10 protein-coding genes and 1 tRNA gene are annotated in these 13,744 nt (G+C 53.7%); 2 read left to right on the plus strand and 9 right to left on the minus strand.

Annotated features, from left to right (window positions below; all coding sequences use genetic code 11):
- Position 1: 1 nt before the first annotated feature.
- The 9 genes from HMPREF6485_RS07315 to HMPREF6485_RS07360 form a co-directional block, all read right to left on the minus strand.
- On the minus strand, positions 2-2,092 hold the full coding sequence (locus HMPREF6485_RS07315) for a M3 family metallopeptidase (RefSeq protein ID WP_004345710.1): 2,091 nt from the start codon (positions 2,090-2,092) through the stop codon (positions 2-4).
- Positions 2,093-2,653: 561 nt separating this feature from the next.
- Positions 2,654-3,343, minus strand: coding sequence for a Crp/Fnr family transcriptional regulator (locus tag HMPREF6485_RS07325; RefSeq protein ID WP_044126337.1), 690 nt, complete (start codon positions 3,341-3,343; stop codon positions 2,654-2,656).
- A gap of 69 nt (positions 3,344-3,412) precedes the next feature.
- Positions 3,413-4,435: an FAD:protein FMN transferase gene (locus HMPREF6485_RS07330; protein WP_004345713.1), complete on the minus strand. Its 1,023-nt coding sequence runs from the start codon at positions 4,433-4,435 to the stop codon at positions 3,413-3,415.
- Complete coding sequence (locus tag HMPREF6485_RS07335; protein ID WP_004345714.1) at positions 4,432-5,121, minus strand: DUF6048 family protein; 690 nt, start codon at positions 5,119-5,121, stop codon at positions 4,432-4,434. The genes HMPREF6485_RS07330 and HMPREF6485_RS07335 overlap by 4 nt, the downstream gene beginning before the upstream one ends.
- Positions 5,075-5,566 carry a DUF6452 family protein gene (locus HMPREF6485_RS07340; RefSeq protein WP_004340475.1) on the minus strand — a complete coding sequence of 164 codons (492 nt, stop codon included), beginning with the start codon at positions 5,564-5,566 and terminating at the stop codon, positions 5,075-5,077. The genes HMPREF6485_RS07335 and HMPREF6485_RS07340 overlap by 47 nt, the downstream gene beginning before the upstream one ends.
- Positions 5,559-6,527: a glycosyltransferase family 2 protein gene (locus HMPREF6485_RS07345; protein WP_004340476.1), complete on the minus strand. Its 969-nt coding sequence runs from the start codon at positions 6,525-6,527 to the stop codon at positions 5,559-5,561. The genes HMPREF6485_RS07340 and HMPREF6485_RS07345 overlap by 8 nt, the downstream gene beginning before the upstream one ends.
- 25 nt (positions 6,528-6,552) lie before the next feature.
- Positions 6,553-7,113 carry a DUF4199 domain-containing protein gene (locus HMPREF6485_RS07350; protein ID WP_004345716.1) on the minus strand — a complete coding sequence of 187 codons (561 nt, stop codon included), beginning with the start codon at positions 7,111-7,113 and terminating at the stop codon, positions 6,553-6,555.
- A 254-nt stretch (positions 7,114-7,367) separates the two neighbouring features.
- Positions 7,368-7,441 (minus strand) — tRNA-Thr (locus HMPREF6485_RS07355).
- A 214-nt stretch (positions 7,442-7,655) separates the two neighbouring features.
- The gene (locus HMPREF6485_RS07360) at positions 7,656-10,256 is read right to left on the minus strand and encodes an endonuclease MutS2 (RefSeq protein WP_004345718.1); all 2,601 of its coding nucleotides are present in this window, start codon (positions 10,254-10,256) and stop codon (positions 7,656-7,658) included.
- A 308-nt stretch (positions 10,257-10,564) separates the two neighbouring features.
- Between HMPREF6485_RS07360 and HMPREF6485_RS07365 the strand changes: the two genes are divergently transcribed.
- Both HMPREF6485_RS07365 and HMPREF6485_RS07370 read left to right on the plus strand, forming a co-directional pair.
- Entirely contained in the window at positions 10,565-11,455 is an 891-nt protein-coding gene (locus HMPREF6485_RS07365; RefSeq protein ID WP_004345719.1) for a M48 family metalloprotease, read from the plus strand.
- Positions 11,456-11,568: 113 nt separating this feature from the next.
- On the plus strand, positions 11,569-13,734 hold the full coding sequence (locus HMPREF6485_RS07370; RefSeq protein ID WP_004345720.1) for a glycoside hydrolase family 3 C-terminal domain-containing protein: 2,166 nt from the start codon (positions 11,569-11,571) through the stop codon (positions 13,732-13,734).
- Positions 13,735-13,744 lie beyond the last annotated feature (10 nt).

Raw genomic sequence — 13,744 nt, forward strand, 5'->3', positions numbered from 1 at the left:
GTCAGTTGCCGGTTTGTTGCTTGATACCGTTGCGCTCCAGCAGGGCGTCGATGGTAGGTTCTTGTCCGCGGAAGCGCCGGTAGAGCGTCATGGGGTGTTCCGTGCCGCCCTTTGAAAGTATGTTGTCACGGAAACTCTGTGCCGTTTTCTCATTGAAAATGCCATTTTTCTTGAACACGCTGAATGCGTCGGCTTCAAGTACTTCGGCCCATTTGTAGCTGTAGTAGCCTGCCGCATAGCCTCCTGCCATGATATGGGAGAACTGTACCGTCATGCAGGTTTCGGGCAACTGTCGGCCGAGGATGGCTTTGGCCCACGCCTTTTTCTCGAATGGCATGATGTCTTCGGTGAACTCCTCCTTTTGGGTGTAATAGGCCATGTCGAGCAACCCGAAGCTCACTTGTCGCAGACAACTGTAGCCGACGAGGAAATTGCGGCTTTTCACGATGCGTTCTATCAGTTCGTCGGGAATGGGCTCGCCCGTCTCATAGTGGAAAGCAAACGTGCGCAGAAAGTCTTTCTCCACGGCATAGTTTTCCATGAATTGCGAGGGCAGCTCCACAAAGTCCCACCACACATTGGTGCCCGAAAGGCTCTCGAAGCGCGTGTTGGCAAACATGCCATGGAGCGAGTGTCCGAACTCGTGGAGGAAAGTCTCCACCTCGCCGAGTGTGAGCAGGGCGGGTTTCTCGTCGGTGGGCTTGGTGAGATTCATCACCACGCTCACGTGCGGCCTCACATTGTTGCCCTTGCTGTCTATCCACTGCCCTTGAAACTCGGTCATCCAAGCCCCGCCCTGCTTGCCTTTGCGCGGATGGAAATCGGCGTAGAACACGGCCAGATAGCTGCCGTCCTTGTCGAACACCTCGTAGGCCTTCACATCGGGGTGGTAGACGGGGATGTCGTGATTTTCCTTGAACGTGATGCCGTAGAGCCGGTTGGCCAGTCCGAACACCCCGTCGATCACCCGGTCGAGCCGGAAGTAGGGGCGCAACATCTCCGCATCGAGGTTGTATTTCTCCATTTGGAGCTTGTGCGAGTAATACCCGAAGTCCCAAGGTTGGAGCTCAAAGTCCTCGCCCTCCATTTTCCGGGCGATGGCCTTCACTTCTTCCAACTCTTTCTCCGCTGTGGGTTTGTAGGCCTCAAGGAGGTCGTTGAGCAGTTTGTAGACATTGCCGGCATTGGATGCCATGCGGTGTTTGAGCACGTAGTCGGCATAGGTGTCGTAGCCGAGCAGCTGCGCCAGTTCGCGGCGCAGGTTGACAAGCCGCTTGCATATCCCGAGATTGTTTTCCGGGTTGTCGTGCGTACATTCCGTGTTGCGTGCCATGAATATCTCCCGGCGCAGTTCGCGTCGGGTGGAATAGGTCATGAAAGGCGAGAAACTCGGGAAGTCGAGTGTGAAAATCCATCCCTCCTTGCCGTTGTCTTTGGCCGTCTGGGCAGCCACCTCACGAGCAGTTTCGGGCAGTCCGTCAAGATCGGCCTCGTCAGTGAGGTGCAACTGGTAGGCCTTGCTCTCTTTCAGCAGGTTTTGGGAAAACTGCAAAGAGAGCATACCGGCCTCTTCCGTGAGTTGGCGCAGCTTCTCTTTGTCAGCCTCGTCGAGCAGCGCACCGCTACGTACAAAGCCGTCGTAGCTCTTTTCCAGCAGCATCTGTTCCTCGGGTGTAAGCTCGCGATGGTGTTCATACACCGCTTTCACGCGTTCAAACAGCCGCTTGTTGAGACTGATGTCATTGGCGTGTTTCGTCAGTATGGGGCTCATCTTCTGTGCCAATGCCTCCATGTCGTCGTTGGTCTCGGCACTCATCATGCACGAGAACACGTTGGACACGCGCTCCAGCAGGTCGTAGTAGTGCGGGCCCTTTTCCTCGTCCACCCTTGCGATGGTGTTCTCGAAAGTGGGGGAGGCCGGGTCGTTGACTATCTTGTCGGTCATCTCGTCGTCGCGCCTGATGCCCTCCATGAAAGCTTCCTCGTAATGTTCCAGCCTGATGTTGGGGAAGGGTACCGTGTCGTGTGGGGTGTTGTAGGGAATGAAGAAAGGATTGGTGTGAGTCGTTTCTTGATTCGTATTTTCTGCCATACTAACTGTCTCGTTTTATTTTAGTTACAAAAGTAGTGAAAAAAACTGTGTTAATCTTGTTATTCTGTTACTTTTTAACGAATATTACATCAGCCGGTCCGGGCATTCGTCAGTGCGTGTCTGTAGCTGTGGTGTGGGGCGGTGGCTTTCTCGGAATATCTGGGGCATATATAGCATGAAACTTACCGAAATGGTAAAAAAGCGTTACGCCCGGGATGTCACCGAATGTATAGCGTTTTCGGTAGGATTGGGGGAGGTGTCGAGACAAACGGAGAATTTGTGTGACGGAGGCCGGCCGGTAATGTCAAAAGGCCACAGTCAGAAGGCAAAAGGGGCCGAACGAGGAGCCCGTTCCACCCCTTTTGCAAAGCTGTTTGGCCTTACTGACACCCCACTTCAGAGGAAAGTGTTTTTCCAAAAGGATGGGAAACTAAAAAAGGAAGCGTGAAAGCGCTTCCTTTGCTAATGCAAAGATACGATGTATATGACGGAAATGCAAACGGAGATGGATTTTTCTTGACAAACGACACGGGCTCGAAAACGTGTGAAAAGATCCGACGGCTAAAGGCTTCCGCCGGTGTCGAGCAGCAGTTTCTCCATGTCGGGCACATCTATTCTTCCGCGTGAGAGTATAAGGAGCCCCTGCTTTTGCAGGTGGTTGAGTGCGTGGGATATGTCAAGCCGGCTGTCGTTGAGCTCTTCGGCCAGTCGGGTCATCTTGATCTTGAAATGCTTTTCGCCCGTAGGTTGCAGGCAGTGGGAGGCCAGAAAGGAGGCGATGCGGGAGGCAAGCGATGGAGAAACCGGTTGCCACGGACGGTGGAGAAGCCGCTGCGACTGAGTGGACAAAAGATTGAGCAGGTTGATGCGGAAGATGGCCGATTGGCGAATCAGTTTGCCCACTTCCTCTTTGCGCAGTTGGAGCGTGCTGCAATCCGTATGGGCTGTGAACGTGCGGGAGTGGCGCTGCACCAGTCCGAAAAGGTGTTGCGGCTGGATGACCATGGGTGAGGGTAGGCTTTCGGTGAGTTCATAGCCTTGGTCGTCGGCTGTGGCGTGTACTTCCACTTCTCCGTTGAGCACAAATGTAAGGTGGTCGCAGCTGTCTCCGGCCTGCACAAGGGTCTCTTGCGCTGCGAATTTCTCAAATCCGAGCTTGATATGGGCCACCACATGCGACAGTTCGTCCTTGCTCATGCCTTGAAAGAGGGGCAGAGTGAGAAGTTTGTCGTATAGTTGCAGTTCGGCCATGTTGCGTGTGTCGTGCCTGCCTGCGGAGACCATGCGCCGCGAGAGCCATTGGTCACGGGCAGCAGGCGGTTATTGTGCTATTTTGTTTTGGAGTGAGGGAGAATACCACACCGACCATTTGCCATTGTCGTCGTAGATGAAATAGGCCATCAGTTCGGGATGCCTGTCGAGCACTTTTTTGGCTCCCTCAATGCCAAGCACCATGAATGAGGTGGCGTAGGCGTCGGCCGTGGCGCAATTTTGGGCCAGTACGGTGGCCGAGAGCAGACTATGTTGCACGGGATAGCCGGTTTTGGGATCGATGGTGTGGGCATATTTCTTGCCGCCCTTGTAGTAGAAGTTGCGGTAGTTGCCGCTGGTGGCCATAGCCTTGTCTGTCACGTTGAGCACGGTTTGCAGTTCGTTGCTTGTGTTCAGTGAGTCGTCGGTGGGTTTGGTGACACCTATCTTCCACGGCAACCGCTTTTGGCTGATGCCGCTTGTGACCACCTCGCCGCCTATCTCCACCATAAAGTTCTTGATGCCCTTGGCGCGCAGGAATCGCGCCACCACATCGGACCCGAATCCTTTGGCGATGGCTCCGAAGTCGAGCATCACGCCCGGTTTCTTTCTCGCCAACACCTCTTGGCCGTTGGAGTTTTGGATGGCAAGCAGGTTCATGCCAATGTTCTGTCTAAGCAGGTCCACGTCTTTCTGCGTGGGCATCTGCTGGTTTTTAAACCCGAATCCCCAGGCATTGACAAGCGGGGCCACGGTGATGTCGAAGGCTCCATCGGTTTCCTTATCAACGGTCTGCGCCAAGTCGTACACCTCCTTGAACATGCCGCTCATGGCCAGTCGGCCTGTGCGGTTGAAGACTGAGACACTTGACTGCTTGTCAAACATGGAAAACTCGTCGTTCACCTTCTTTAGTTCGCTTTCAATCTCTTTTTGCAGGTCTTCATCGTTCTGGTAGGTCACGTTGTATACCGTGCCGAAGACGAAACCTGTGTTGTGCCGGTAGGGCGTGTTCCGCTGTTGGCGGATGATGAGAAATGTTCCTATGATGAGCAACAGCAGGAAAGGAATTTGCCAAAAGAGCTTCTTGTTCATAAGTCAAAAATCAGATTAAACGTTCCGCCGATGCGCGAACCGCCATTGCGGCCGTAGCCCGGCACATACCATGCGTCGCCTACATCGCCCTCCCGATGGAAGAGCCGGCGCTTGTATCTCACGCTCCATCCAAGATGCACAGGGCCCCATATCTTGGCGTCCACACCGAAGGCCAGTTCCAGCCAGTGCATGTTGCCCTCCACATCATGGGCTTCGTATGGGGCCATGCCGCCATAGTTAGGGTCGATGACACCGGGGGAGGAAATGTCAAACTTGTAGGAGGTGTAGGCATACCGGCCTCCGGCATAGAGTCGGTAGATGTCGTGCTTGTTTTTGAGCATGTTGAAGTCGATGCCGATACGGCCGTAAGGGGCCTGCGTCTTGTAAGTGATGCGCGTTGATTCGTCTTCGGCGTCGGCCTTGCCGATGCCCAGTTCTATGATGGGGAAATAGCGGTCTTTGAGGTTGATGCGCAGGGCTGCCTCGTATTGTCCGTAGTCGCTCAGCAGCAGTTGGCCTGTGCCTAACAGGTCGTAAGACACAGCTATGCCTCTGAACAGGGCCGTTGTGTCGGCCCTGTGTGTGACTGCCGGTCTTTTCGGTTGGCCGAGTGCCCGGGTGGGCAGGAGCAGCAGGAAGCTAATTGCCAGTGCGGAAATATAGGCGGAAATGTGGGGTCGTTGCATCGTAGGTCACATTTGGTTGGTTGATTACCACCGAGTCGATGGCGTGTGTGGTGTAGCTCACACCGGTGATGGTGTGGAAGTAGGCCGGATTGCAGTCCACCGACTCGAAGTGCGGGTGGTCTGTTTTCTTCACCTTGACGGTGTCGTTGACCGTGGTGCCGTCTGTAGTGGTGAGTTGGAAATGCAGTTCATCTTCCGCTTGTACGTAACTCATGGGTATCATGAGGCTGTCCACTTTGGTGTCTTGGTTGATAAGCACCGAGTCGGTTCCCGAAGTCCTCTTGATGGCGACGGTCAGCGTGCCTGTAAGGGTGGTTACATCTCCGGCCAGTTTGTACTTCGTGTAGACGGTGTTGTTGAGCGGGCACTCGATGGAGGAGCAGCCGCCTGCAAGCAACATGAGTCCGGCAGCGATGACAGCCGGCAATCCTGAACGTCTATTCATGGTCGTTGATTTTGATGGTGTCGGAAATCTGGTAGTCGTTGCGGTTGGGATTTTGCCTGCTGATGAGATCTCCCAAGAAACCGGCCAAGAACAGTTGCGACCCCAGTAGCATGGCCGTGAGTGCGATGAAGAAGTAGGGGGAGTCGGTCACCAAGTGTCCGTAGACCCCATTGTGCAGTTCGATGAGCTTGTCCACGCCTAAGCATACCAAGGCCAAAAAGCTGATGAAAAAGACGATGGAACCCAAGAAACCGAATACGTGCATCGGTTTCTTGCCGAAATTGCTCAAAAACCAGAGGGTGATGAGGTCGAGATAGCCGTTGAAGAAGCGGTTGAAGCCAAACTTGGAACTGCCGTATTTCCGGGCTTGATGCTGCACCACTTTCTCCGCTATCTTGTCAAATCCGGCGTTTTTGGCCAGATAGGGAATGTAGCGGTGCATCTCGCCATACACCTCGATGTTCTTGACCACATCGCGGCGATAGGCTTTCAGTCCGCAGTTGAAGTCGTGCAGGTTGTGTACACCGCTCACCTTGCGGGCCGTAGCATTGAACAGTTTGGTGGGAATTGTCTTCGACAACGGGTCGTAACGTTTCTGCTTGTAGCCCGACACGAGGTCGAATCCGTCGCGGGTAATCATGCGATAGAGCTCGGGTATCTCGTCGGGCGAGTCCTGAAGGTCGGCATCCATTGTGATGACCACGTCGCCCTGGGCTTCCTTGAAGCCGCAATAGAGGGCCGGACTCTTGCCGTAGTTGCGGCGAAACTTGATGCCTTTCACCTCTTGGGCTTTGAGGCTGAGGTCTTTGATGACGCCCCATGAGTTGTCGGTGGAACCGTCGTTCACGAAGATGAGCTCGTAAGAGAAGTTGTTGGCCCTCATTACGCGGTCGATCCACGCGTAGAGTTCGGGTAGCGATTCTTCTTCGTTGAACAGGGGGACTACGACTGAAATATCCATATTGCGAGTGTCGTTAAATGATTTTTCAAAAGTTGTTGTGCGGCTTCTCCAGTTCCCGGCTCACATCCTTGCGTGTGAACAGCGCGATGGGGATGCTCGCCACCAGTCCGCCAATGATGCTTAGCAGGCAGCCTATCATGGCAAAGTCTATCGGCCGATAGGAGGCATAGGTGTCGAGCAGTTGTTTGGAGGTGATGCCCTGAGTCTTGAGCAGTTCCTGCATCTCAGGCAGGGTGTAGGCCTTTTGCAGGTAGTTGAACACGAAGCTGTGGTCGAAAAAGGTGTAATAGATGAAGATGCCGGTGGCAAGGATGAGCGAGGCGTAGAAGAAAATGCTCATAGAGTAGCTCCACGAAAGGAGAAAAGTGGTACGCCCGTGGCACACCGTGTCGCGGTAGCGGCGCAGGTATTTGGCTATGAGAATGAGACTGTATATGCCCAACGCCGTGCCGAAAAGCACCAGCAGTTGTGTCTCATACCCTCTCACCGAAAGAAGATAACTGGCTGTCCATAGCAGTCCGATCATCAATCCGTCGTGTTGGGCGTAGCCGGCCAGTTGCGCTCTTTCTTTTAAAAGTCTCATCATTGCTTCTCAAATCCTTTATTGAAATAATGTGCAAAAATAGTCATTTTATCTCACATATTTGTTATAGAGGCCTGATTTTTTGCTTTTTTTGCTAATGAAGAGGGGACTGCTGCCCCGTAAAGGAGACAAGATGGCAAGGCTGGTATAGTGGTATAGCCCGGGGGGTGGGTGGGAGGTGTAGTGGCGGGTGGAAAGGGAGGAGAAATGGAAAAATGAAAAAGGCAACATCCCCTTGGGATATTGCCTTGGTGGTGAGCCTCTTGTCGGATTCGAACCAACGACCCCGAGATTACAAATCACGTGCTCTGGCCAACTGAGCTAAAGAGGCGGGTGGGCAAGCGGTTCATATCGCGTCGCTACAACCAAGTACCCTTGCTATGTTCCCATCCTGGGGGATTCCGAGGGAGCTGACCGTATGAGACTTGCCCATGTTGCGATTTTGCGGGTGCAAAGATAGAATAAATATTTGTAATAAGCGAATGTAAGACCGTTTTTCTTTATTCTTTATGATTCGTTTTTGGTCTTTTTAACAGATTGCGGTTTTAAAAATCGACCACCGTGATGCCGGCTCCGCCAAATTGCACGTGCTCATCGGCATAATGGGTCACGTTGGGCACTGTGGCGAGATAGTCGCGTATGAGTTGGCGCAGGATGCCGTTACCTTTGCCGTGGAGGATGCGCACGCGGGCCACACCCACGAGAATGGCATCGTCGATGAAGTATTGTACGGCAGACAGGGCCTCATCGCCCCTCATGCCTCTTACGTCAAGGTCTTGCCGGAAGTTCTTTTTATGGTCGTCGATGGTCTTGCGGGTTTCGTGAGAGATGCTGTGTGAGGTGAGCCGTTCGGCCAGTTCCTCATTGCGTGTGGTGGCTGTGGCGGTGGAAGAGCCATTGGTGTCCGAGGCGGCTGTGGCCGGTTCGAGGCGGTTGAGACGCATCTTGGTGCGCATGTCGCCAAAGATGACCGTGGCCATCTTGCCGTCGTGCTGCTCCAGTCGGCCAACGGAGGTGAGGCCTTTGATTCTCACCATGTCGCCCACTTCCGGGCAGCGGTCGGATGCCGGGGTGGCAGTTGCGTTGCGTAGTGCCTCAACCGCCTTCTCCTGATTCTTGGCCTTTTCGGCTTTACGCTTGGCGTGTCGCTCTTTTCGCTGTTGTATTTGCGCTATTTTACGGGCTATCTTGCCATCGTTTTCTTGCTTGTCTGCCTCGCTTACTGTAGCCTCAAAGGCTTTCAGTTCTTGTCTGATGCGGCGTGTCTCTTCCTTCTCGGCCTGTTTCTCTCTGATTTCCCTGATAGCATTCTCAATGCGTCTGTTGCTCTCGCGCAACAGTTCTTCAGCCTCTTCACGCGCTTTTTTAAGTATGTTTCGGCGCTGCTGTTCCACCTCTTGTAGGTCGGCCTCGTAGCGCGAGATGGTCTTTTCCATGTCTTTCTCGCGTTGGTGAATGTTTTGGCGCTTGTTCTCCCAGTAGCGTTTGTCTCGCACAATGTCTTGCAGATACTTGTCGCTTTGTATGTAGTCGGTCCCAACAATGGCACTCGCCCGGTCGATGACTGTTTCGGGCAACCCTATCTTTCGGGCTATCTCTATGGCAAACGATGAGCCGGGTCGCCCGATGGCCAGTTGGAAGAGGGGCCGCATCTCGTGGCGGTCATAGAGCATGGCTCCGTTGACTACCCCCTCGTGGGAGTCTGCGAAGTGCTTGAGATTCTGGTAGTGGGTGGTGATGACACCGTAGGCCTCCCGTCGGCAGAACTGTTCGAGCACGGCTTCGGCGATGGCTCCGCCAATCTGCGGTTCGGTGCCCGTACCGAATTCGTCAATGAGGATAAGTGTACCATTGCCGGCTTGCCTAATCATGTTTTTCATGTTGAGCAAGTGGCTGGAGTAAGTAGACAGGTCGTTTTCAAGGCTTTGCTCGTCTCCGATGTCTATCATGATGTCGTTGAAGATGCCCGTGACCGACCGCTCGCTTACGGGGATAGACAGGCCGCATTGCAACATGTATTGTAACAGTCCCACGGTCTTCAGACAGACTGACTTCCCGCCTGCATTCGGGCCGGAGATCACTAGTATACGCTTCTCGCTTGTAAGCATGATGTCAAGCGGCACGACATCTTTCGGTTCTGTCTGCCTTGTGTTTTTAATCTTGAGCAACGGATGCACGGCCCTTATCCAGTCGATGTGCGGTTCGGCTTTCACTTCCGGTTCGATGGCCTCCAAACGGTCGGCCAGCTTCACACAAGCTTGTATAAAGTCTATCCGGGCCATGAAGTGATAGGAGTCGAGAATCTCTTTCACATGCGGACGGATGTGGGAAGCCAACACCGTGAGTATTCTCACGATTTCCTGCCGCTCCTCGCTCTCCAATTCTCTGATGCGGTTGTTGGCCTCGACAACCTCTGTCGGTTCGATGAAGACAGTCTTGCCCGTCGCACTCTCATCATGTACGATACCCTTGATTTTACGTTTCAGTCCCGGTGCCACCGGTATCACCAGTCGCCCGTCGCGTAGGGTGGGAGTGACATCCTTTTCTACGACGCCCTCACTCTGTGCTACTTTTAATATATTATATAAAATGCGCGAGATGTTTCCTTCCGTGCGAGACAGTTCGCGGCGTACTTCGGCAAGTTTCGGGGAGGCGTTGTCGCGTATGTGCCCGTATTTGTCGAGTATCTGGTCGATACGTTGCAGGAGAGTTGGGAAGGTCGCTACGCCGTCGGCCAACCGGTAGAGGGCCGGATAGGGAACTTTTGCTTCGTTTTCATCGTCGGCCAATTCGTCTTTGTCAACGAAGTTGGTGGGAGCCAGCCGTTTCACCATTTCGCCTATCGTTCCCAACGACCGGCGCATGTCGAAAAGTTCGTCCACCTCTATATGGGTGTTCTCAAGTCGTAGGCGGGCTACGGCCATACGCACGTCAAAGAAGTAGGTCAGCGGAAAATCTTCCTGCTCCTCCAACAGCCGTCTGAACTCACGAGTCCGGCTCAGCCTTTCGTTTACCTCGTCGGCTTGGGTGGAGAAGGCCAGTCCGCCGGCCAATTCTTGTCCCAGTGGGGAGAGACAGCCCGCTTTAAGCATCTGTCTGATCTCGTCAAATCCTATTTTCACCTCTATGTTTGTGGGGTATACCATCTGCCTTTTGTCCTTGTTTGTCTTTATTGCGGTGCAAAATTACTTAATTTATGACTATTGGGCAAATTCCATGCTCGTTATTTTCCTTTTGCTCCGTGTGCATGGCGGTAGGAGCTTTTTTCGATAAAAAGCATGTCTGTCGGCATGAGTTATGGGAAAAAACATTATCTTTGCATCAGATAGCGTTCCCGTGCATGAATGCAGGCTTGGCCGGCATGACATCCGTTTTGGAGCAGATTGCAAGTGTCGGGGGCTGTTGGGAATCATCAAGAACAAACAAACAGATATAAAAAGAGACATAAGCAACAATGAAAAGTATCAAGTATTTTGTATTTACACTGCTGGCCGTCCTTGCGTTATCATCGTGCGGCACCACACAGACCGTTCCGGTCACCGGTCGGCAACATCGCATTTCCGTATCCGATGAACAAGTGCTCAGCCTTTCCCGGCAAGAGTACACCAAGTATATGGCTTCAGCCAAGAAGTCGACCGATGTCCAAGCCACGCAGATGGTGCAGCGGGTAGGCCGTCGGCTGGCTAATGCCGTGGAGACTTATCTGCGCAATAATGGTTTCCAAAGCGAACTAAAGAATTTCCAATGGGAGTTTAATCTCGTGCAAGATAAGAGTGCCAACGCTTTCTGTATGCCCGGCGGAAAGATTGTAGTCTACGACGGATTGTTTCCTTATACCAAGAATGAGACCGGCTTGGCCATCGTTCTCGGACACGAAATAGCCCATGCCGTGGCCAAGCATAGTGCCGAACAGCTCACCAAGCAGCAGAACCAGAGCATAGGCACCAACATAGGGGCCAATGTGATAGGCATTGTGACCGGCAGCAACACTATCGGCAATATAGCAGGACAAGTGGCCGGACAGTATTTTTCGTTCCGCAATTTGAAATATAGCCGTGAAAATGAGCTTGAGGCCGACCACATGGGGCTCATCTTTGCAGCCATGGCCGGCTACGATCCGCAGCAGGCTGTAAGCTTCTGGCAGCGCATGTCGGCAGGCAACGGCAATACCAACGACCTGTTGAGCACCCACCCGAGCGACGCCAAACGCATTGCTGCCATCCAACGGGAGATGCCCGAAGCCTTGAAATATTATAGGGAGTCCACCGCCACCACAGCTTCAGTCCCGGTAAGGAAGTCGGCTGCTACGAATGCTGCGGACAGAAGACGCACGGCGAGAAGATAGCCCACATGTGAAAAAACGTTTGGAAATGGACAGCAACACCATTTCTAAACGTTTTTTCGTTAAGAGAAAACGCATCCCCATATTACGAATCACACTCAATCGAACCAACTGTCATGAAAGACTGTTTACGACTTTTAGTTTGCTCCGTCGCCTTTCTTCTTATAGGTGGCATCCACGCCCAAACGGGCAAGTATGACCAGATGAGCCGTCATGCAAAGGAGATTATCGCCCGAATGACGGTCAGTGAGAAAATCTCGCAGTTGATGAATGAGAGTCCGGCCATCGAGCATCTCGGTATCAAACCCTACGACTGGTGGAGTGAAGGTCTCCACGGTGTGGGGCGCGACGGGCGGGCCACGGTCTTTCCTCAGCCTATAGCCCTTGGTGCCACCTTTGACGAGGCACTTGTCAGGGAAATTGGTGATGCTGTGGCCACGGAGGGACGGGCGAAGTTTAACGTAGCCCGGAAACTGAAAAACTATTCTCGTAATGCCGGTCTCACGTTCTGGTCGCCCAATGTAAACATCTTTCGCGACCTGCGATGGGGCCGTGGCATGGAAACCTACGGTGAAGACCCGTTGCTTTCGGGTATGCTCGGCACGGCCTACGTGCGCGGTTTGCAGGGTGATGATGCCTTCTATCTCAAGACCGGAGCCTGCGCCAAGCACTACGCCGTACACTCCGGGCCGGAGGGCACCCGCCACGAAGCTGATATCCATCCCTCCCGGCGCGACCTCTTTGAGACCTATTTGCCACAGTTCAAGATGCTTGTGCAGCAGGGCCGGGTGGAGGCCGTCATGTCGGCTTACAACCGTGTCTACGGTGAGCCTTGTGGCGGAAGTAAATATCTGCTGACCGACATTCTGCGCAAGAGTTGGGGATTTAACGGGCACATCGTTTCCGACTGTGATGCCATCAACGACTTTTATGGTGGCCACCGCTATGTCAAGACACCCGAAGAAGCCTGTGCTGCTGCCATTAAGGCCGGTCTTAACGTGGAGTGCGGTCATACGTTCAAGGCCATGCAGGGAGCTCTCGACCAAGGGCTGCTCGCTGAGGCCGACCTCGACAGGGCTTTGTTTCCCCTGGTGATGACACGCCTCAAACTCGGCATTCTGGAGCCCGATTCGGCTTGTCCCTACAACAGCTACGATGAGAGCGAGATATGCAGTCCTGCCCACACGGCCTTAGCCCTCCGCGCGGCCGACGAAGCCATGGTGCTCCTGAAGAACAACGGCATCCTGCCTCTCGACAAGAACATCCGCACGCTCTTTGTTGCCGGGCCCGGTGCGAGCGATGCTTTCTATCTCATGGGCAACTATTTCGGTTTGTCCAATCGCTACAGCACCTATTTGCAAGGCATTGTTTCACGTGTGAGTAGCGGCACGAGCGTCAATTTCCGTCCGGCTTTTATGCAGATCACCGAAGAACTCAACGATATGAATTGGGCTGTTAACGAAGCCTGCGCGGCTGAAGTGGCCATCGTGGTGATGGGCAACAACGGTAACATGGAAGGCGAGGAGGGCGAGGCCATCGCCTCTGCCAGTCGTGGCGACCGTGTGGGCATCGGGCTTCCGGCCTCGCAGTTGAATTATCTCCGGCGCGTGAAGGCGAGGAAAGGAGGTCGGATAGTCGTTGTGCTCACAGGCGGAAGTCCCATCGACTTGCGCGAAATCTCCAAATTGGCTGATGCTGTGGTCATGGCTTGGTATCCCGGGCAGGAGGGTGGGGAAGCCCTTGGCGACCTGCTTTTCGGGGATAAAAACTTCAGTGGTCGGCTTCCGATCACCTTCCCGGCTGATGTGGACAGCCTTCCTGCTTTTGACGATTATTCCATGAATGGGCGCACTTATAAATATATGTCGGGTAATGTGATGTACCCTTTCGGCTACGGGCTTTCCTACGGCCGTGTGACCTATACTGATGCCCGTGTAGTGGGCAGGATAAAGAAAGGCGAGCCGCTCGCTGTGGAGGTGGTGCTCACCAACAACGGCGACCGCACGATAGATGAGGTGGCCCAAGCTTACATCGCTACTCCCACGGCCGGCAAAGGTTCACCGATGGCCTCGCTTGTCGGGTTTCGGCGCGTCAGCATCCCGCCCAAATCGTCTGTCAAGGCAGTTTTCAAGATTGTCCCCGAGCGGTTGATGACCGTCCAGAGCGACGGTTCTTCCAAACTGCTCAAGGGCAACTATACACTTACCATCGGCGGTGCAGCTCCCTGTGAACGCTCCGAAGCCCTCGGTGTGAGCAGCAGCAAAGTGCAGTTTAAACTCTAAACCTATTATA

Source organism: Segatella buccae ATCC 33574, from assembly GCF_000184945.1.
Taxonomy (GTDB): Bacteria; Bacteroidota; Bacteroidia; order Bacteroidales; family Bacteroidaceae; genus Prevotella; species Prevotella buccae.